This is a genomic window from Sphingobacterium siyangense, from assembly GCF_023277505.1.
In the GTDB taxonomy this organism is placed as follows: Bacteria; Bacteroidota; Bacteroidia; order Sphingobacteriales; family Sphingobacteriaceae; genus Sphingobacterium; species Sphingobacterium siyangense.
On sequence record NZ_CP080574.1, the window covers coordinates 2,085,990 to 2,106,666 of the forward strand.

Annotated in this window: 16 protein-coding genes and 2 pseudogenes; 5 read left to right on the forward strand and 13 right to left on the reverse strand. The window is 38.8% G+C overall.

What is annotated here, in order from left to right:
• The first annotated feature begins 79 nt into the window (after positions 1-79).
• Positions 80-2,065, forward strand: a complete 1,986-nt coding sequence (locus K2F45_RS08435) for a glycoside hydrolase family 97 protein (protein ID WP_083663546.1) — start codon at positions 80-82, stop codon at positions 2,063-2,065.
• Positions 2,066-2,167: 102 nt separating this feature from the next.
• Here K2F45_RS08435 and K2F45_RS08440 read toward each other — a convergent pair whose 3' ends face one another.
• The gene (locus K2F45_RS08440) at positions 2,168-4,531 is read right to left on the reverse strand and encodes a glycoside hydrolase family 127 protein (protein WP_075991759.1); all 2,364 of its coding nucleotides are present in this window, start codon (positions 4,529-4,531) and stop codon (positions 2,168-2,170) included.
• A gap of 285 nt (positions 4,532-4,816) precedes the next feature.
• Here K2F45_RS08440 and K2F45_RS08445 point away from each other — a divergent pair, with 285 nt between their 5' ends.
• Complete coding sequence (locus tag K2F45_RS08445; protein WP_075991760.1) at positions 4,817-5,407, forward strand: LOG family protein; 591 nt, start codon at positions 4,817-4,819, stop codon at positions 5,405-5,407.
• Positions 5,408-5,606: 199 nt separating this feature from the next.
• Entirely contained in the window at positions 5,607-5,951 is a 345-nt protein-coding gene (locus tag K2F45_RS08450) for a hypothetical protein (RefSeq protein WP_075991761.1), read from the forward strand.
• A gap of 243 nt (positions 5,952-6,194) precedes the next feature.
• On the opposite strand, the pseudogene K2F45_RS08455 reads toward K2F45_RS08450, so the two are convergent.
• The 11 genes and pseudogenes from K2F45_RS08455 to K2F45_RS08505 all read right to left on the reverse strand — a co-directional run.
• Positions 6,195-6,440, reverse strand: a pseudogene (locus tag K2F45_RS08455) (heterodisulfide reductase-related iron-sulfur binding cluster); the annotation flags it as partial.
• A 428-nt stretch (positions 6,441-6,868) separates the two neighbouring features.
• A pseudogene (locus K2F45_RS08460) lies at positions 6,869-7,114 on the reverse strand (heterodisulfide reductase-related iron-sulfur binding cluster); the annotation flags it as partial.
• A 428-nt stretch (positions 7,115-7,542) separates the two neighbouring features.
• Entirely contained in the window at positions 7,543-8,337 is a 795-nt protein-coding gene (locus K2F45_RS08465; RefSeq protein ID WP_075994698.1) for a (Fe-S)-binding protein, read from the reverse strand.
• Between the two features lie 7 nt (positions 8,338-8,344).
• Positions 8,345-9,643: a 4Fe-4S dicluster domain-containing protein gene (locus K2F45_RS08470; protein ID WP_248933305.1), complete on the reverse strand. Its 1,299-nt coding sequence runs from the start codon at positions 9,641-9,643 to the stop codon at positions 8,345-8,347.
• 192 nt (positions 9,644-9,835) lie between these two features.
• Positions 9,836-10,510, reverse strand: coding sequence for a TetR/AcrR family transcriptional regulator (locus K2F45_RS08475; protein WP_075991763.1), 675 nt, complete (start codon positions 10,508-10,510; stop codon positions 9,836-9,838).
• 361 nt (positions 10,511-10,871) lie between these two features.
• The gene (locus K2F45_RS08480) at positions 10,872-11,438 is read right to left on the reverse strand and encodes an OmpH/Skp family outer membrane protein (RefSeq protein ID WP_248933306.1); all 567 of its coding nucleotides are present in this window, start codon (positions 11,436-11,438) and stop codon (positions 10,872-10,874) included.
• Positions 11,439-11,541: 103 nt separating this feature from the next.
• Entirely contained in the window at positions 11,542-12,075 is a 534-nt protein-coding gene (locus K2F45_RS08485) for an OmpH/Skp family outer membrane protein (RefSeq protein WP_046671928.1), read from the reverse strand.
• 422 nt (positions 12,076-12,497) lie between these two features.
• Positions 12,498-15,062: an outer membrane protein assembly factor BamA gene (bamA, locus tag K2F45_RS08490; protein ID WP_075991764.1), complete on the reverse strand. Its 2,565-nt coding sequence runs from the start codon at positions 15,060-15,062 to the stop codon at positions 12,498-12,500.
• 113 nt (positions 15,063-15,175) lie between these two features.
• Entirely contained in the window at positions 15,176-15,913 is a 738-nt protein-coding gene (locus K2F45_RS08495; RefSeq protein WP_075994699.1) for an isoprenyl transferase, read from the reverse strand.
• A 310-nt stretch (positions 15,914-16,223) separates the two neighbouring features.
• Entirely contained in the window at positions 16,224-17,108 is an 885-nt protein-coding gene (locus tag K2F45_RS08500) for an NAD kinase (protein WP_248933307.1), read from the reverse strand.
• Between the two features lie 46 nt (positions 17,109-17,154).
• Entirely contained in the window at positions 17,155-17,817 is a 663-nt protein-coding gene (locus K2F45_RS08505) for a CBS domain-containing protein (RefSeq protein ID WP_075991767.1), read from the reverse strand.
• A 253-nt stretch (positions 17,818-18,070) separates the two neighbouring features.
• On the opposite strand from K2F45_RS08505, the gene glsA reads away from it, so the two are divergent.
• Both glsA and glsB read left to right on the forward strand, forming a co-directional pair.
• On the forward strand, positions 18,071-18,904 hold the full coding sequence (gene glsA, locus K2F45_RS08510) for a lyso-glycine lipid O-acyltransferase GlsA (RefSeq protein ID WP_075991768.1): 834 nt from the start codon (positions 18,071-18,073) through the stop codon (positions 18,902-18,904).
• 5 nt (positions 18,905-18,909) lie between these two features.
• Entirely contained in the window at positions 18,910-19,869 is a 960-nt protein-coding gene (glsB, locus tag K2F45_RS08515; RefSeq protein ID WP_075991769.1) for a glycine N(alpha)-acyltransferase GlsB, read from the forward strand.
• Positions 19,870-19,930: 61 nt separating this feature from the next.
• Here glsB and K2F45_RS08520 read toward each other — a convergent pair whose 3' ends face one another.
• Positions 19,931-20,671: an MIP/aquaporin family protein gene (locus tag K2F45_RS08520; RefSeq protein ID WP_075991770.1), complete on the reverse strand. Its 741-nt coding sequence runs from the start codon at positions 20,669-20,671 to the stop codon at positions 19,931-19,933.
• Positions 20,672-20,677 lie beyond the last annotated feature (6 nt).

Consider the following 20,677-nt stretch of genomic DNA (forward strand, 5'->3'; position numbering starts at 1 on the left):
TGATAAGTGTTTTTTATACATTTATTAAAATAAAACCTTATCTTTAACAGCATAACTAACCTACTATTTGAGTTAATCTATGTTAAATCACAATTATACGCGCTATTTTAGACGTTTACCATTAAAACCTTATGTTTTAGTATGTATCGTGTCTTTATTGGGCACAATTGCTGTAGCACAGCAGACATCGGTATCTAGTCCTGATGGAACTTTGATCGTTAAGTTGGATATAAAAAACGGCAATCTATTTTATAAGGTTGAACTGGAAGGGAAAACGATGTTGGAAGCTTCTCCGCTTGGGCTACAAAGCAAGACGATAAATTTAAGTGATAATTTACATCCAATAGCAGAAAAAAGAGCTGAAATTTCGACTAATTATAACGAATCAAAAATCAAACGCAGTCAGGTAGCGTATAAAGCGAATGAATTGCGTTATTTGTTGGAGAATGCTTCAAAGCAACAGATTGAGGTTACTTTCCGTGTTAGCAACAACAATATTGCCTTCCGATATTATGTGCCTCAGGTAGGCGAGCCGGCCAACTTTGCATTAATAAAGGAGGAGAGTGGCTTTAAATTTCCACTTATTACAACAACATTTTTAACAGCCCAAGCTTCCCCGATGATAGGCTGGATGAAAACAAAACCAAGTTATGAAGAGGAGTATCAGGCAGATCAGGCCTTAGGGGTACCTTCGAAGTATGGTGTTGGATATACTTTTCCTGCGCTCTTTCATGTTGGGGATCGTGGATGGGTACTTATTTCGGAAACGGGTGTATCAAGTGCTTATTGTGCATCCAAGTTAAGCGAAGGCACCAAGGACGGTCTTTATAGTATTGCTTTCCCGGAAGAAGGGGAGAACAATGGCATTGGACGTGCAGCTCCCACAATTTCATTACCCGGTTATACACCTTGGCGTACACTGACTATCGGGAGCAATCTAAAACCCATTGTGGAGACGACCATTCCTTTCGATGTTGTTGAGCCGCAATATCCGGCGTCGAAGGAATACGAATTCGGACGGGCAACGTGGAGTTGGCTGGAATGGCAGGATGGTAGTATTAATTTTGAAGACCAAAAGAAGTTTATTGATCTGTCAGCTTCAATGGGGTATGAATTTGTATTGATCGACAATTGGTGGGATACTAAGATCGGCCATGAAAAAATTGAACAATTGGTGGCTTATGGAAAGGAGCGGGGCGTAGGTATTTGCCTGTGGTATAATTCGAACGGATTCTGGAACGACGCACCGCAAACCCCAAAAAATAAAATGAATACTTCGATCGCACGTAAAGCCGAGATGCAATGGATGCAGCGTGTGGGCATTAAAGGAATCAAAGTTGATTTTTTTGGAGGTGATAAACAGGAAACACTTAAGCTTTACGAAGATATTCTTTCGGATGCAAATGATTATGGATTAACAGTTATATTTCATGGATGTACTTTACCGCGGGGTTGGGAGCGTATGTATCCGAATTTCGTGGGTAGCGAAGCTGTATTGGCCTCCGAAAACTTGATTTTCACACAACATGCAAATGATACAGAGGCCTTTAATGCGACTTTACACCCATTTATTCGCAATGCCGTGGCGGCAATGGATTTTGGTCCGGTTTTGCTGAACAAACGTCATAACCGTGAGAATAACGGTGGTACTATTCGCAAAACGACAGAAACATTTCAATTGGCAACCGCGATTTTATTTCAGACTCCAGTGCAAAATTTTGGATTAACACCCAATAATTTACAGGAAATGCCAGCCCATGTGATTGATTTTATGAAACAGGTACCTACAACCTGGGATGAAACAATTTTTATTGATGGTTATCCAGGTAAATATGTCATACTTGCCCGGAGAAAGAGTGATACATGGTATATAGCGGGTATAAATGCCGAGGGCAAAGAAAAGACAGTATCGGTGAATTTGCCCATGTTGAGTACGGATGCGGTACAGCTTATCGACGATAACATCGCCCGGGAATCAAAACAGAAACAAATTCGACTTTCCAAAACAAAGACCATCAAATTGACATTACAACCGGATGGCGCAGTTGTTTTAATCGGAAAATAAATAACAGCGCTCTTCTGACGAACTGAATCGTTCTTGATTAACTCAGTTAATCAAGACTAAGTGAATCCCCCATGACTAGTGGAAACTTTTTCAAAGCTTCCACTAGTCAGGACGAAGAGTTCGGATTTCTAGGATCTTGTGACTTGTAGATCCTGCCCCAGCCTTAATTTTTAGTTCTATTTTGGTTTTCCCTGTACCATCATTGGGAAGCTGTATACGGATTGTTTTAATGGTTGACTTCTCATCCTTGTCTTCCAGTGTGCTGATGGTTTTACCATCGACCATAACCTCCGTTACCCTTGATGAGTTGTCTGCCAACAATTTGATTGCTATCAGTTGGGTCTCGGGCGTTACTTTCATTACATAACTAAACCAGTCTTTTGTATCGCGCCAGCGTGTATCGCCGAATGCCCCAGCATTGCTATTTTGCTCGCGAAAAAAGTGATCTGATTCCGGTTGTTGCTCTCCAGCGACGACCTTATCGACTGTTTTGGCAGCTAGCGCCAAGCTTTCTATTTCATCACTGTTCATTTTCTCCTGTAACGCCTGTAGTTCCTTTTCTGTTGCTTGAGGCCAATAGATCATATAACGGGAATCATGAATACCGAAAAAGGGTTCTAGTTCCATTTGAATACCTTTTTTTCCCAAATAAAGATCTGAGAGCGTAAAGTGTAGGAGCTTTGATGCTATTGGTTTTACAAGTGCCGGAATATTGTTCGGCTCAGCTTTAAGAATTGGGAGATCACGTAAAGGGATTTGTTTTCCCGATGCAATGTGCCCCATTCGGCTGTCATCGGCCTGAAGTCCCAAAAGATCTTCCTGTCCAGTACGGGCACCCAAAACAAGAGGTCCATATAAAATACTATAATAATTACTTTTATCAGGCAACTGCTCAGTATGTATCCCCATAGGCAATTCAAGACTGACGATATCCCCCTTTCGCCATGTACGTTTGATTTGGATATGCTCATTCGTTGAACTGAAATTGTGGTAAGGCTTTCCATTGATCAACACATGTGGAGCTGCGGTCAGCCAGTTGGGTTTACGAATAAACAAGCTGAATGAAGTTGGTTTTTTGGGGTTGATTCGAATGCTTGTTTTGGCTTCTGTCGGAAAGTTCGTTTCTTGAATGACTTCGGTGTTTTTCTCTTTCCAGTCCAAGCGTGAAGGAATAAACAAATTGACGAATAAGTCATTGTTGCGTTGTGCATAGATCATTTCACCATATTTGGCGTGGTTTTCCATCCCTGATCCAACGCAGCACCACATACTTGTCTGTGTTTGTGAATAAACGCGATAATGCCCCGGACGGATTTGTGTGAAATAAACTAATCCACCATGTTCGGGATGTTGTGTCGATAAGATGTGGTTGTAAAGAGCACGTTCATAAAAATCGAGGTATTTTCCTTGCGGATCAGTTTGGTAGAGCATTTTTGTGAGCCGTAACATATTGTACGTATTGCAGGTTTCAGGTCCCTCAATGCTGTATAACATTTTTGAAAAATCGTCTGTTGGGTTAAAATGCTCACTCACACTATTTCCACCAATGGCAATCGAGCGATGTTCGACAACATTATCCCAAAAGTACCGAACAGCCTCAGCCCATTTTTCGTTGTGGGAAAGGTCGGCGATGCGTTTAAAACCGAGAACTTTTGGAATTTGTGTATTTGCGTGCAATCCTGTTAAATGATCTTGATGCGCTAATAAGGGCTCAAGTATGGATTGATGACTGAATTTACGAGCCAGCTCGAGATAAGTTGGGTTTTGGGTAATTGCAGCGACATCAGCAAAGGTTTCGTTCAGTCCACCGTGTTCACTTCGTAACATCTCCTGTATTTGAGCTTCGGAAAGCTGGTCAACCAACTTAAGCGCCCAATCAGTCATCTGAATAAGCATGTCTTTCGCAGATTCATTGCCTGTCAACAAGTAGGCATCTCGCAGGCCAGCATAGGTTTTATGTATATTATATAGCGGTACCCATTTTCCATTCAGGTTAAAGCTACCGGCGTTGATCCGGCCCTGTTGAATCTCTGTCCAAGTAATTTTACCCCCAGGTACCCCGCCAATGTATCCGTTTGCATTTGCTTCCTGACAACGTTTCAAGTTGGCCAGCATGTAATCCAGGCGGTCCTTGATGCGAAGATCTCCTGTAGCGGCATACATATGAGCAAGCGCAGATAGATAATGACCTCCGATATGGCCATCTAATCCTGTATTTTCCCAATTGGTATAAGAGTCTTTTTTAAGCGGTAAATTGGCTTCGCGTAAAAATGGAGCCAACAATCGGTCCGGGTCCATTTCCAATAAATAAGTGATGTCCAGGTCTTCAGCATGTTTAAAAACACCAGGTAACAACCTTACATCTCTTAAATCGAAATAATTTAATTGAGGAGTTGTTTGAGCAGATAGCGCCAGACTAAATAAGCTTAAAAGAGCACTGTGCAAAAATTTGTTTTTGAAGATCATATGGACTGAAATTATCATTTGTTATTAACAAGATCTGATGAGCTTGTCTGGTTAGCCGTTATGTATAAAAAAGACCGGTAAATCAAAGATATTAAATGTGTTATTTATTTTAAGTGTTTTTTTTACATTTATCTATGCGAGAGAAAAAGGATGGATAGTTTTAAGTTGTATTTGTCTGATAGTTAGTGTTTTGCTTATTTTTTGTTTAGGAAGGTAAAATCCTGGCCTGCTGATAAGATCGCTATAAAAAAGAGCTGATCCGTTTATTTTTAGCTATACTTGTATATGAATAAAATTAATAGTATTGTTATTTTTTGCGCTTCCAGTTTAGGGAATTCGGCCGTATATGAAGAGCAAGCCTCCTATGTGGGAAAGGTTTTGGCTGAATACGGTATCCGTTTGGTTTATGGTGGTGGAAGGGTTGGCCTAATGGGGGCTGTTGCGAATGGAGCTCTTGCGCACGGAGGTGAAGTAATAGGTGTGATTCCCGATTTTTTGAATTCGAAAGAAAGAGAGCATAGGGGTGTAACCAAACTGATTACTGTAGATACCATGCATGATCGTAAACGAATTATGAGCGATTATGCCGAAGGGGTTATTGCGCTGCCGGGCGGTTTTGGTACATTGGAAGAACTTTTTGAAATGATTACATGGGCTCAATTGGGTTTACATAAAAAGCCAGTTGGTTTATTAAACATCAATGGATTTTATAATCATCTAATTCAATTTATTGATCACATGGTCGAAGAGGGGCTTCTTAAGCAGGAAAATCGAGCAATGCTATTGGTCGCTGATACGATTGAAGAGCTGATCGAGAAGATGCAACAGTATGAAGCACCACTGGTTCCAAAATGGATTGAGAAGGATGAAATTTAGGACTTCAATAAATTCTTATGTCATCTTAATCCCGCTCTTAATTTATGACTAATAGCATTCTTATCGCTTTTTAATTTCGATTTAGAGATTTGTAACAGAATTTCTTATTCCTCCATATGTTACAATCTCGGTTTTTTTAGCCTGTATTTTTATCGTTTCTCCGTTTGGGCTTATTGCTCAAACAGTATCTCAGGATACCATGAAATCGTTCAGAATTGACGAAGTCGAAATTAGTTCGAAGTATTATAAAAGATATAATCCGAAACAACTGTCGGAAGCATTGTGGCTAAAAGCCTCATTGTTAAATATACCACAGCATATTCAAGTGGTGAACAGCGAGATTTTTAGGGATCAAGCGGTACTCAACCTCAATGAAAGTGCTACCCGGAACAGCAGTGGTACATTTCGTGAGGCACTGCACAATGGTATATCTCCAGATATCTATTCCCGTGCCGGCGATATCAGCGCGCAGCGTAATGGTGTTGATATGCGTCCACTGGGAAAAGGGCCTAAATATCATTTTTTTTCAATGGTTAATTTTTGAACAACATTTTGGAAGAAATGAACAACAATCAATCGAATTAGAGGTGATACCTTTGTTATGGCTAGATGTTAGAGTTGTTTGATCAGCATAAATACAGCGCTGATCTTCGATTCGGGGGAATCCCCTATATTTTAACCGGCTTTGGGATTCCTCTAATTTAAGCGTGGACAGGAGATATTCTTCTCCCTACACAAAAGGCCCGATCGTATGATCGGGCCTCTTTTATTTCGTAATTAATGTAATTTACAATTGATTTGCTCGGGCAGTAATTTCCGCAATGTCCAAAACCTCAATCTCTGATTCTTTTTCTTTTATTTTTACGCCATCTTTTAACATCGTCATATAGAAAGGACATGCTGCAGCGACAACTTGAGGCTGTGCATCGATGACTTCTTCGATACGTTCGATGTTAATGTCTTTTGCTCCAGGCTCTGGTTCTTTGAATATTTGTCCGCCCCCAGCACCACAGCAAAGTCCATTGCTCTTACAACTTATAGGCTTAATGGTAAAGAAAAGGCGGACAGAATTATAAATCTATTGTAATGAGCTATCGAATGACCACTTATGAGATAAAGCACGTGCTATCTAACGCGACTAGAAAGATGCTTTTAGGTTTGTTACTTAGTTGAATGGCTGGAAATAAATATCATTTTTTTTCAATGGTTAATTTTTGAACAACATTTTAGAAGAAATGAACAACAATCAATCGAATTAGAGGTGATACCTTTGTTATGGCTAGATGTTAGAGTTGTTTGATCAGCATAAATACAGCGCTGATCTTCGATTCGGGGGAATCCCCTATATTTTAACCGGCTTTGGGATTCCCCTAATTTAAGCGTGGACAGGAGATATTCTTCTCCCTACACAAAAGGCCCGATCGTATGATCGGGCCTCTTTTATTTCGTAATTAATGTAATTTACAATTGATTTGCTCGGGCAGTTATTTCCGCAATGTCCAACACCTCAATCTCTGATTCTTTTTCTTTTATTTTTACGCCATCTTTTAACATCGTCATATAGAAAGGACATGCTGCAGCGACAACTTGAGGCTGTTCATCGATGACTTCTTCGATATGTTCGATGTTAATGTCTTTTGCTCTAGGCTCTGGTTCTTTGAATATTTGTCCGCCCCCAGCACCACAGCAAAGTCCATTGCTCTTACAACTTATAGGCTTAATGGTAAAGAAAAGGCGGACAGAATTATAAATCTATTGTAATGAGCTATCGAATGACCACTTATGAGATAAAGCACGTGCTATCTAACGCGACTAGAAAGATGCTTTTAGGTTTGTTACTTAGTTGAATGGCTGGAAATAAATATCATTTTTTTTCAATGGTTAATTTTTGAACAACATTTTAGAAGAAATGAACAACAATCAATCGAATTAGAGGTGATACCTTTGTTATGGCTAGATGTTAGAGTTGTTTGATCAGCATAAATACAGCGCTGATCTTCGATTCGGGGGAATCCCCTATATTTTAACCGGCTTTGGGATTCCCCTAATTTAAGCGTGGACAGGAGATATTCTTCTCCCTACACAAAAGGCCCGATCGTATGATCGGGCCTCTTTTATTTCGTAATTAATGTAATTTACAATTGATTTGCTCGGGCAGTTATTTCCGCAATGTCCAACACCTCAATCTCTGATTCTTTTTCTTTTATTTTTACGCCATCTTTTAACATCGTCATACAGAAAGGACATGCTGCAGCGACAACTTGAGGCTTTGCATCGATGACTTCTTCGATACGTTCGATGTTAATGTCTTTTGCTCCGGGCTCTGGTTCTTTGAACATTTGTCCGCCCCCAGCACCGCAGCAAAGTCCATTGCTCTTACAACGTTTCAGTTCGATCAACTGGGCATCCAAGCTTTCCAATACTTTTCTCGGTGCCTCATAGACCTCATTTGCACGGCCAAGATAACAGGGATCATGATAGGTTATCTTCTTTCCTTTGAATACGTTGTTATCCGCTGGTTTTAATTTTCCTTCATCGATCAGGTTTTGGATCAATTGTGTATGATGAATGACCTCATAGTTGCCACCTAGGGATGGATACTCATTTTTCAAAGTATTGAAACAGTGTGGGCAAGCCGTTACTATTTTTTTGATTTCATAGCCATTGAGTACTTCGATGTTCATCATGGCCTGCATTTGAAATAGAAATTCGTTTCCACTTCTTTTCGCAGGATCGCCCGTACAACTTTCTTCTGTACCTAAGATGGCATATTTTAAACCGACATGTTGTAATATTCTGCAGATATCGCGCGTAATTTTCTGTGCACGTTCGTCAAAACTCCCTGCACAACCTACCCAAAATAGTATATCAGGAGTTTCTCCTTTGGCCAACAGTTCTGCAACTGTGGGAACTTTTAATTCATTTTCCATCATAAAACTATTGTTGTTGAGTCCAATTGGCGCGGTCCAATTGCGCATATTTCCATGGGGCACCATTGTTCTCAATATTTCCAAACATATTATTTATACTCGCAGGAGCTTGTGATTCTTCCATAACAGCAAAGCGGCGTAGCTCAATAATAATATCCAAAGGATTAATATTGACCGGGCATTGTTCTACACATGCATTACAGCTGGTACAGGCCCATAACTCTTCTCGACTGATGTAAGTGTCAATGAGAGATTTTCCGTCATCCTGAAAGCTTCCATTTGTTTTGATATTCGTACCAACTTCAGTGAGTCGATCCCGTGTATCCATGATGATTTTTCGTGGGGACAGCAGCTTTCCCGTTATATTTGCGGGGCAAGAAGATGTACAACGTCCACATTCAGTACAGGTATATGCATCCAATAGGCTCTTCCAGGTTAAATCCTGGACATCTTTGGCTCCAAAACGTGCATTTGCATCTGCTGGAGGCGGGGTGAAACTCGGATCAAGCATTGCCTTAACCTCATTGGTCACAGCTGGCATATTGGATAGTTTGCCTTTCGCGTTCAGATTAGAAAAATAGGTGTTCGGAAAAGCCAAAATAATATGCAGGTGCTTGGAATAGGGGAGGTAGTTCAAGAAGGCAAGTACACCTAGGATATGAAACCACCAACAAGACCGCTCTATTAAAAATAAGGCCTCCGTCGAAGTAGGAAGGTACGGAAGAAGATAATGGCTTACTGGAAAGGAACCTACCGATTTAAAATGTGCAAAGCCATAGAGTTGCAATTTAAGATCAGAAGCGTTCATCAGCAGGAAAGCCGACATTAAAAGAATCTCTGTGATTAAAATAATATTTGCATCCGTCTTGGGCCAATGTTTCAATTCCGCGCTATTTAAGCGAGCTACTTTAGCGATATTTCTCCGAATTAAAAAGATGACACAGGATACCAGTACACCCAGCGCAAGCCACTCAAATGCCCCAATCAGAAAATTATAAAAACTCCCTAAAAATGAAAAGATACGATGTGTACCAAAAAGCCCGTCTATGACAATCTCCAACATCTCAATATTGATGATGACAAATCCAAGGTATACAAATAAATGTAGGACTGCGGGGAAAATTCGCTTAAACATTTTCTTTTGTCCAAAGGCGACGAGGAGCATCATTTTCCAACGCTCCGCGGATCTGTCCGAACGATCTGTCGGTCTGCCTAGCTTGATATTACGATAAATCTGTTGTGCATTTTTGCTAAAAAGAAACAATGCTACAGCGAAACAAACCGCAAATATTAGTTGACCTATCATATGCTTGTATCTTGGTTATAAACAAATATACTATATTATTTTGTTATGCTAACATAGTAAAAATAAATCGAAAATGAGGACCTAACACGATAAATTATTGGAAATTTTTAATGGTGAATTTAGGCTGTAATGAAAAACGTCCAAGAAGGAAATATTTCTTCTTGGACGTTTTCTTTAGTTGTATCTGAGAGACTACAGCTCAACATCAGAAAATGTCTGTTCTAATATTTTACGCATCGTTTTCTGAATCCGTTCTTTTCCTGCTTCGGTATTTACATCAATACCACAAAATGTACTACCTGTAGATTTTGCCTGAAGGCTCAAATAATAAATTGAACTGACTAAAATCGCTAATGTCGCTCTAAGGTCGTTTTCGGAGTTTTCGAATTTTGAATCGACATGCTTAAATAGTTCTTCGCCGAGCAATTCTCTTCTTTCGGCTATATTTTTAAGCGCTTTTGTCTTTTCGCCCAGTCCCCAATGGATAACTTTTTGTTTCGTCTTATCCTTCAAAAAAGTGTTAAATTGAGATTTAAGCAATTCTTCTATCAAGGAAATGCTGATGGAGCCCGGGTTTGTGATCATTTGTTCCAATACGCCCTTGTCTCCGATTTGCCAAAAATCTTTTTGTGTTAGGTAAGCTTCCACCAGTTGATCGAGACCGCCAAAATAATTCCATATTAATGCTTTGTTCAGTCCACATTCCAAAGCAATATTAGGCCCATTCAATGCATGGTATCCTTTTTTCTGAATTACCTTTCCGACAGCAGCGATCATTCGCGCCTTGGTGCGTTCCTTGTCGCGAATAGGACCGGAAGTTACCTTTCTTTCTTTTTTAGGATTATCCTCAATTACTTTCTTTTTCATGCGAATAAAATCATTTTAACGACGAAGCGTTCCTGGGTACCTTATATTCGTCAGTTAATGAACAAATTTGGGACCATGAAGTTTTCATTAGGGTAGATATGTTTGTTTTCCGAACCAATATCTACAATTTAGCTGGTAAATGCAAGAAAATCAAGCAGCAGATTTTTATTTACACTATAATTTGACTGATTCGATAAGCTTTTGAGTTTACCTTATTCTTTTGGCTGTAGAACTAGAACGTATTTGGTGCTGTCGGCGCTGTACGCTGATTGCGATTCACTTGCCATTGGGAAAATAGATAGGCAATAAAAAAGGGATTATCGATATCGATAATCCCTTTTTTATTGCCTTGCCTACTGGTTTATTTTCTTGCTGGAGCAGCAGGAGCAGCTGTAGCTGAAATACCTAATTTTGTTTTAACAGCAGCAGTTAAGTCTTCTCCACCTTGGAAATAAGGAATATTTGTACTAGAAATATCAAATACATAAGCCATGCCTTTTTCTTTAGAAACAGCATTTACAGCTTCACCAACTTTTCTGTGTATAGGTGCAATTAATTCTTCTTCTTTTTTGTTTAAGTCTTCTTGAGCAGCTTGTTGTGCTGTCTGAATACGCGCTTGGATATCTTGTAATTCTTGACCTATTTTGTTGATTTCTGGATCAACAGTTTCTTTATTTGCTTCACTTCTGTTACGCAATTTATCGTTTGCATCTTTTTGTTTTGTTTGATAGATGGTAACCATATCTTGAATTTCTTTGGTTTTACCATCGCTCAATGTTTTCAACTGCCCTTCAGCTGCTTTAAATTCAGATGTAGACTGAATAATTTCAGCAAAATTGATATGACCAATTTTTTGCTGCGCATTTGCGAATTGAGTTGAGAAAAATACTGCCACTAAAGCAACCGCACCCTTTAATAAATTTTTCATGCTTTTCATTTTAATCTAATGAGCCATCTTTATGGCAATCTTTTAGTTTTCTAATTAATTACTACTATTACTATTTGTGTCCACAATGATAATAAACTCCCGCTTAGTTTGCAAGACTCGGATTGGGTTTATATCCTAATTTTGTAATGACATCATTACTTTTATTCAATTTTGGATTGGCATAGAGAAAAGTAGACTCATTGCCCTTGTCCATAATAAAATCAATTCCCTGCGCCGAAGCAACATCTTGGATAGCTTTTGCTACACGGTCTTGAATAGGCTTCATCAATTGAGTACGTCTTTTAAAGAGGTCGCCTTCAAATCCAAACTTTTGTTTTTGATAGTCTTTTACTTCTTTTTCTCTTGTCACGATTTCATCCTCACGGCGACGACGCATATCTTCATTTAATAAGACCTGGTCCTTTTGATAAGCCTGATATAGTTTTTCAATCTCAGCATATTTCTGATCCACTTCTTCCTGCCATTGCTTAGAAAGGTCATCTAACTGTTTCTGTGCAGTCGTATATTCAGGAATATGTTTTAGGATATATTCTGAATCAGCATATGCAAGTTGTTGGGCAAATGTCGCTGTAGCACTAACGACTACAAAAGCTATAACTAACAATATTTTTTTCATATTTCCTGTAAGTTTTTATAGACTATACTTTTTATTATTTAACACTAATTTACCTTATGACTTCGGATAATCCCAAAAGTTTAATTCGAGAAAACCGCTCTACGTAAATTTACGGCTCAAAAATAAGAAAAAAGAAGCAATCTAACAGATATTTCTCGGGTTTAACACTATTTAACTTGTTGAAGAATGCTCCAATGCTAGTTGCCTGAGTGCTGTTTATGGCTTCTTTTTTCGGTGATCATAACCGCACTCAATATAAGAAATTTATAAGATATATAGGGTTATTTGGCATTTAATCCGATCGGGTGGAAATGAAAGAAAAATGCATGATTTACTGGAAAATAATCTTAAAACAAAAAAGCTATCTACAATTTCTTGCGATAGCTTTTTATTCTATTTCGATAGGATTGGATCAACAAAGATTAGAATCCACCCATATTTTGCATGATACTAAATGTAAAGTTTTGTTTCCATGTACTGCTCGGTAAACCCGGGATAGGGTCGAATGCATGGCCGTAATCTATTCCTAGCATACCGAAGATCGGTAAGAAGATACGGGCACCAACACCTGCAGAACGACGTACTTTAAATGGATTGTATTCGGTGAACTTGTTCCAGGTATTTGCCGCTTCAGCGAAAGCCAATACGTACACTGTTGCCTGATCATTTAACATCACCGGGTGACGTAATTCCATTTGATATTTCGTATAGATTGGACTACCTGAATTTCGTGCCACATTCACATTCTGTGTTCCTTCAGGAATGATTACACCATTTGCATAACCACGTAATGCAACAATTTCAGATCCTTGTAGGTAATCAAACCCTTGCATACCATCCCCACCGACTTTGAAACGCTCGAAAGTTGATATTTCAGTTTTGCTGGAGTATTTACCCAAGAAACCAAATTGAGCTTGTGCTTTGAAAACAAGTTTTCCCGCAATTTTTGCATACCATTGCGAGTCAAATTTCCATTTGTGGTACTCTGTCCAACGGTAGCGTTCCTGAGCCGAACCATTTTTATAATCAATGTTGTTGAACAATGAATATGGAGGCGTCAATTGCACCGAGAATTTGATGTTTGAACCCGAAGTAGGATAGATAGGAGCATCGATCGAATTACGGCTAAACTCTTGCGTCAAGTTGATGTTATAGGCTGTACCATTATCAAATAGGAAGTAATTTCCATAATTCTGAAGCTTATAACGTTGGAATGACAAGGAAGTATTTGCCTGGAACCAGTTGTCTGGCCATTGTAAGCGTTTACCTAATGTTGCGGTAATACCAGTCATCCAAATACGGTTCAACTCGGAATCCTTAACAATTTGCTCGCCAGTATAGTAGTTAAACCCACCATATGATGAACTCGAAGTATAGGCGCTCAAACCAAAATAAATTGGTTTTTTACCACCTAACCAAGGCTCGGAGAAAGAGAAACTATACGATTGATAACGTTTACCCGAAGTTTGACCACGGACACTCAACTTCTGTCCATCTCCACGTGGTAGCGGTTTCCAGGAACTTTTGTCAAAGAAATTGCTGGTAGAGAAGTTGTTAAATGTTAAACCTAAGGTACCGATGATCTGACCGGCACCATAACCACCCGAAAGTTCGACCTGATCCGAAGGTTTCTCAGTAACATTATAAACAATGTCCACTGTACCATCCGCATAATTTAGATTTGTCGGTACTGGGTTTGTCTTTTGCTCATCAAAATTTCCCAACTGCGCAATCTCACGCACACTGCGCATAATTTGTTCTTTTGAGAATTTTTGACCAGGTTTTGTATAAATAGAACGTAATACAACACGGTCGTTGGTTACATCATTACCTTTAACAATAACGTTATTGATGGTATATTGAGCACCTTCATATACACGTAAATTCAAATCGATGGTATCGTTGTAAATACGCGTTTGTTCGGGGTCTACTGAGAACGTAAGATAACCATCGTTCATATAGATTGAAGAGATGTCATCACTATTTTTTGTAGGACCCATCAATTTTGCTGTTAATTTTTCTTCCGAAAAAACATCACCACGTTTGATACCTAAAATTTTATTTAGTAAGGTGTCAGAATACTTCGCATTACCTGTCCAAACAATATTACCTACATAATATTTAGGACCTTCATAGATGTCAAAATTAACCAACACATTTTTTTCACCCTCGCGAATAACCGTATCTTTCAAGAGCGTCGCATCACGATAGCCTTTGGCTGCCATTTTCTTGATTAGGTTTTCTTTACCTTCTTTGTATTTTTCTTCCTTGAATTTTCCAGGACCGAAAATACGGTACCACATTTTTTGCTTGATTGGCTTGGCCATTTTTCTCAATTCTTTTTGAGAAAAATGTTCATTCCCTGTAAAAGTCATTTTTTTGACTCTTACCTTATGTTTTTTATCCACATCGGCAATAAGTATTTCATTATTAGCCTGTGCCGAGTCTTTCACTGTTTTTAGGGTGATCTCCGGATATAAAAAAGCTTTTTCTTTTAAGAACCTTTGGATTGTAGCACGTGTGGTGTTCATCAAGTTTTCGTTGACAATCTTACCAGTGTTGCTATTTAAACGTTTGCGAACTTCTTCGGTCTGGCTTTTACTTAGACCGTTGATATCAATACGAGTTAAACGAGGACGTTCTACTACACGGATGGTCAAAAATATATTTTCACCTTCAATTTTATCTGCCCATAATTCGACATCATCAAAGAGGCCTTGAGCCATCATATCCTTCACTACTTTTGCAGTCGCCTCACTTGGAACTTCCAAATATTGACCTACTGACAATTTAGAGATCGTAATTAATACATTTTTATCTAAAAATTGTGTTCCAGTTATATCAATAGCACTAATTACATAGTTTTTAGGATTGAGATAGCTGATTTTTTCTGGGTCATTTAAATTGAAAGCACCTTTGTCTTGTCCGTAGACAAGCTGCATTGATGAGAGACCAAAAAATAGTATTACGGGTAGTATACGCTTCATTTATCTATAATTATTGGCGCTAAAGTACACCAATCGTTTGTTAATTTTTGTTAATTAAGAAAATTTAACCAGCTTGCTTTTTTTCAAATCAGTTGTCAAATTTAATAAAATCTTTATAACTGTTCACTTGTTTTTCCAAACCTTCTTTCGCGTTGCTGATAATCGACGATGGATTTAAATAAATCTTCTTTCGTAAACTCAGGCCACATCTTATCTAGGAAGCATAATTCTGAATAGGCAATTTGCCAAAGTAGGAAGTTACTTATTCTCAATTCTCCGCTGGTACGTATCAGAAGGTCAGGATCGGGTAGATTTTGTGTATAGAGGTTTGCAGCGAATAATTCATCGTTAATTTCGTCTGCATTGAGTTTTCCATCTTTTACTTGTTGGGCTAGATTTCGGGCAGCGTCCACAATTTCTTGTCGGGAACTGTAGCTCAAAGCCAATGTCAATGTACAGTGTGTATTTTCTTTCGTTGCTTCAATGGTTTCCTGCAGCTTTCTTTGTGCATTTGAGGGTAATTTGGTGATATCACCAATAACATTCAAGCGGACGCCATTCTCCTGAAAAGTTTTGATTTCTTTTTTAAGGGAAGTAACCAATAGTTCCATCAGTGCCATCACCTCAAGTTTAGGTCGATTCCAGTTTTCTGCAGAAAATGCATAAAGTGTCAGAAATTTAATATTGGCTTTTACACATCCTTCTAATGCTTCTCGTACCGCTTTTACACCATTTTGATGCCCAAATACACGAAGTTTCCCCTTCTGCTTTGCCCAACGGCCATTGCCATCCATGATGATGGCTATATGCTGTGGCAATTTAATAGTATCTATCTGATCTAAAAAACTCATTTTTGCTGTTTTCAATAAAATTAACACCTTAGCCATAAATGCTATTTTGGCGTTTTAAAACCTATTTTTGGTTTCCTGTATTGCTATCAATGATTATTGTTTGTTTAACGCACTTTTCATTGATTAATTATTGCACCTGGATTTCTATTATGGATATTCTTATTCCGTCTTCCTTTATTTCTTCCAAATATCGATTTTTAATTGGAAATTCAGAAGTACAATATGTAGAAAGATTGTTTGAAACATCTTCATCTAGCAGATTATCTCTTTTCCTGCGTGCAAAGCGAGGCTGTGCGAAGCTATTAATAGCCTAATAGTTTCTGACATCGATACCCCAAAGTAATTTTTCCCGCAGCGTGCTGAAAAAGCTTTCATGCGGGAGCCTAATGAGATTAATGGTAAATGGAGCCTGTTTAATGGTTAATTTTACAGATGTATCAATGGATTCGTTTTTGGAATCACAGCTAAGGATGTATTGATTGCTTCGACTCTCTATTTCCAATTCAAGGGTAAACTGATTTGAGATGACAATGGGTCTCACATTGAGGTTGTGCGGAGAGATGGGGGTAATGACAAAATTGCCGCTTTCTGGCATAATAATAGGTCCGCCGCAACTCAATGAATAGGCTGTGGATCCGGTAGGTGTAGCGATAATTAGTCCATCTGCCCAGTATGAATTCAGTAGTTCGCCATTGATGCGTGCATTGACCGTAATCATGGCCGAGCTGTCATAACGAAATACGGTAATATCATTGAGCGCATAGTGATTGCCTTGGAACAAATTAACCTGTTCAGATTCAACAGAGAGCAACACGCGCTTCTGTATCGTAAAACGTTGGTTCAGTATAGCGTCGATAGCATCCTCAAAATCATTTTTATTGATGGAAGCTAAAAAACCGAGGCGTCCAAAGTTTATCCCTGCAATTGGAATTCCGGAGTCTTTAATCAAGGAAACAGCAGATAACATGGTTCCATCTCCGCCCAGACTCAACATAATGTCAATATCGTCTTTGATTTCTTGATAGGTATTGTATGTTGAGAAATTAAAGGCACATTCAAATTGTGACAGCAGAAATTCATGAAATGGATCATAGACCCAGATCTCAATATTTTTATCGACAAGATATTCAAATAAGTGTTTCACATGTGGTATAACAGAGGGCTGAAACTCTCTTCCATATATTGCGATTCTCATATTGTTTTCAATTTATGGGGCAAAGATGAGAAAAAACTAATCCTAATCAAATGTTAATATAATTCATAAGCTGCTGATAACGGTCGGCAGTGTCGTCAAATGCAGCTATGGTATTATGGGTTTCAAGAACTAAATAGTTGTGTCTTAGGAATGAATTCAGTAATGCATTAATGTTTGACTTGTCGACTTTAAGGGTAACTTCAATATGGTCACTTTCCAAATTTATTTTGGTCGCACAATTAAGTATTCTGCAATTGTCACTTTCAACAAGGTGCGCAATCTGTGAAAGTGAAAAATCATGTAAGCCAATTGCCAACACAATAATAGCCCCAGATTCATTTTGCGATTGAATTGAACTTATTGCCTTTAATATATCTAATTGCGTTGACACACCAATATATTTGTTGTCTTGATCTAAAACAGGAATGATTGTACTATTATATACAGTTATCATCACCAAGGCATCGTAGGGGTGTTGATTAAACTTCAGCTGTATGGGGGCTGTATTTATTTTTATGGATGAAAGGGGAGCGTCTTCATCTTCCGCATCCAATAAGATGGTTTCATTAACCAGGCCAATATAGTCGTCACCATTTAAAACGACTAATTCTTTACAAAGCATATCTTGCAGCTTCTCTAGCGCTTGTTGTATTGAATCAGCATTTTGAATACTGAAATCAGCATTTGAAAGAAATTGACTTATTAGCATACTCAAACTTAATAAAAAAAGTAGGTGAAAAGAAATTTTACAGATCAGATTTATGCTTAATTCATTGATTGCTTGTAATACCTAAAATACGAAGAACAGCGAAAGATTACATAATTGCAAATAAGTACAATTTTAAAGTTTAAAATTGTACTTTTATTACCATTCTGTTATTATTTTTGTCAACGAATTGGAATAGGCATAAAACGGGGGCCTAAATGGAGGAGAAGTATTTTTAATTGGAACAGTAAGATTGATGATCACAGGCGAGAGTAAAAAGTTTATTGATATACGTGAAGTTATTCACAAAAAAAATGCGGGGCTTGCTAAATGGATTCCGTCTTTTTTACTTAATTATTTAAAAAGGACAATTCATGAAGACGAGATAAATGATATTATGACGCGCTTTGCAGATCTTCAAGGCTTGGATTTTGTTGATGCATTGATCAACGATCTGGATGTCAAGGTCAATTTGTATGGGGCAGAAAATATTCCCGTATCCGATCCGGTTATTTTTGCGTCCAATCACCCTTTGGGAGGATTGGACGGTATTGCATTTATGCACGCTATAGGTAAGTATAGACGCGATGTGAAGTTCTTGGTTAATGATATTCTTTTAAATATAGGTAATTTGAGGCCTTTGTTTGTCGGTGTCAATAAGTTAGGGGGGCAAGGGAAACAGGCGATCTCTGCGATTGAGGAGGCCTATGGAGCGGACGATGCGCTACTGGTATTTCCTGCAGGTTTGGTTTCCAGAAAACAAAACGATGGTCGTATAGAAGACCTCGAATGGAAAAAAAGTTTTATTAGCAAATCAAAAAAATATAAAAAAGATGTCATTCCGGTGTTGATTGACGGTAAAAACTCTAAGTTTTTTTATAATTTTGCAAGGCTTAGACAGAAATTGGGTCTCAAGGTAAACATTGAAATGTTATATTTACCGGATGAAATGTTTGCCCAACGCGGACATACCGTCAATATTATAATAGGAGAAAGAATCCCTTATACAGCGTTTGATCAATCAAAAAACGAAAAAACTTGGGCTGAGGAAGTGAAAAGAAGGGTTTATGGATTGGCTCAAGAAAAATAGAATTTATGCAAGAAATTATACCTCCAGTTGATAGAGAATTATTGAAGACCGAATTGAATAAAGACGTCTTCTTACGATATACCAACAATGGAAATAACGAGATATATTTAATCAACTATCATAATTCGCCAAATGTCATGCGTGAAATTGGGCGTTTGCGAGAGTTGACTTTTCGTGGAGCAGGGGGAGGTACAGGACTTTCAATTGATATCGATGAAAATGATACATGCGAAGATTGTTACGATCAGTTGATCGCATGGAATCCCGAAGATGAAGAAGTGGTTGCCGGTTATCGGGTAATCAAATGTGCTGAGGCTGGTGAAGTAAATGGTATACCCAATTTATCGACAGCACATTATTTTCAGTTTTCCGAATTGTTCACGAACGAATATCTACCTTACACCATAGAATTGGGAAGATCGTTTGTACAACCTAAATACCAACCGGCCATCGACAATAGAAAAGGAATTTTTTCTTTGGACAATCTTTGGGACGGTTTAGGGGCTTTGGTGATGCTTAACCCTGAAATTAAATACCTCTTTGGTAAAGTGACCATGTATCCACATTACAATAAAGATGCACGGGATATGTTGCTTTATTTTATGGATTACTATTTTCCTGATCATGATAAATTGGTGCTTCCTCTTCCGGAATTGGAAATCAAAAATGATTACGAACGTTTTGTAGGGGTGTTTGATGGACTGGATTATAAAGAAGGATATAAGGTGTTAAATAGTCATGTGAGAGCATTAGGCGAGAATATTCCACCGTTGATAAATACCTATATGAACCTATCGCCTACGATGAAATCATTTGGCACTGCGCGTAATGACGAGTTTGGTACGGTAGAAGAAAAAGGTATACTGATTGTAATTGATGATGTGTATCCTGTGAAAAAGGAGCGTCATATGAATACGTTTGATCGGGATCGTGAATACGGTCATAGAAAACCCAAGCGTGGATAACAAAATAAAGGGGGATTCGATTATTGAATCCCCCTTTATTTTGTAGGCACAGCGACCTTGATTAGGCCGGTTTTATACAAGTATAAAATGCAAAGGCTAAAATGGCGCCCAAGATCGGTCCTAGGATTGGAATCCAGGCATAAGACCAGTCGGAGCTTCCTTTTCCTTTGATTGGCCAAAGGGCATGAAATAAGCGCGGCCCCAAATCCCGGGCTGGATTGATGGCATATCCCGTAGTTCCACCCAGCGAGAGGCCGATCGCCCATACGAGAAATGCGACGGGTATAGCACCAAGAGAGCCCATGCCAATTGGAGCTGTTTTTCCGTCGACGGTCACATCTTGTCCTGTTATGAAGAAAATGACAAAAATCAAAACAAAGGTTCCAATAATTTCACTTGCCAGATTTGTTGACGTATTACGAATGTTGGGTATCGTCGCGAAAACACCAAGTTTGGTGGTTGGGTCTGCCGTTGCATCGAAATGGTCTTTGTGCATGATGTAGGTTAACATGGCGCCACAGAAACCACCGGCAATTTGCGCGAGAATATAGCCGGGTACTTCCATCCAAGGGAGACCATGATTGAGAGCGACGGCAATGGTTACCGCAGGATTGAGGTGGGCTCCGGTATAGGGGCCAGCAAATACAACACCGACATAGACTGCAAGTGCCCATGCGGTGGTGATTACAATCCATCCTCCATTTTCTCCCTTTGTTCCTTTCAAGATAACGTTGGCCACAACCCCATTACCTAAAAGAAGGAGGAGGGTTGTGCCGATAAATTCTGCTAAATAATGGTTCATGCTTGT

Coding starts and splice junctions, on each gene's coding strand:
- K2F45_RS08485 (WP_046671928.1), bottom strand. CDS start 12,075: ATGAAAAAAATATTGTTAGTTATAGCTTTTGTAGTCGTTAGTGCTACA.
- K2F45_RS08495 (WP_075994699.1), bottom strand. CDS start 15,913: ATGAGTTTTTTAGATCAGATAGATACTATTAAATTGCCACAGCATATA.
- K2F45_RS08435 (WP_083663546.1), top strand. CDS start 80: ATGTTAAATCACAATTATACGCGCTATTTTAGACGTTTACCATTAAAA.
- K2F45_RS08440 (WP_075991759.1), bottom strand. CDS start 4,531: ATGATCTTCAAAAACAAATTTTTGCACAGTGCTCTTTTAAGCTTATTT.
- glsA (WP_075991768.1), top strand. CDS start 18,071: ATGATCACAGGCGAGAGTAAAAAGTTTATTGATATACGTGAAGTTATT.
- K2F45_RS08450 (WP_075991761.1), top strand. CDS start 5,607: ATGAAATCGTTCAGAATTGACGAAGTCGAAATTAGTTCGAAGTATTAT.
- glsB (WP_075991769.1), top strand. CDS start 18,910: ATGCAAGAAATTATACCTCCAGTTGATAGAGAATTATTGAAGACCGAA.
- K2F45_RS08520 (WP_075991770.1), bottom strand. CDS start 20,671: ATGAACCATTATTTAGCAGAATTTATCGGCACAACCCTCCTCCTTCTT.
- K2F45_RS08500 (WP_248933307.1), bottom strand. CDS start 17,108: ATGAGAATCGCAATATATGGAAGAGAGTTTCAGCCCTCTGTTATACCA.
- K2F45_RS08475 (WP_075991763.1), bottom strand. CDS start 10,510: ATGAAAAAGAAAGTAATTGAGGATAATCCTAAAAAAGAAAGAAAGGTA.
- K2F45_RS08505 (WP_075991767.1), bottom strand. CDS start 17,817: ATGCTAATAAGTCAATTTCTTTCAAATGCTGATTTCAGTATTCAAAAT.
- K2F45_RS08470 (WP_248933305.1), bottom strand. CDS start 9,643: ATGATAGGTCAACTAATATTTGCGGTTTGTTTCGCTGTAGCATTGTTT.
- K2F45_RS08465 (WP_075994698.1), bottom strand. CDS start 8,337: ATGGAAAATGAATTAAAAGTTCCCACAGTTGCAGAACTGTTGGCCAAA.
- bamA (WP_075991764.1), bottom strand. CDS start 15,062: ATGAAGCGTATACTACCCGTAATACTATTTTTTGGTCTCTCATCAATG.
- K2F45_RS08480 (WP_248933306.1), bottom strand. CDS start 11,438: ATGAAAAATTTATTAAAGGGTGCGGTTGCTTTAGTGGCAGTATTTTTC.
- K2F45_RS08445 (WP_075991760.1), top strand. CDS start 4,817: ATGAATAAAATTAATAGTATTGTTATTTTTTGCGCTTCCAGTTTAGGG.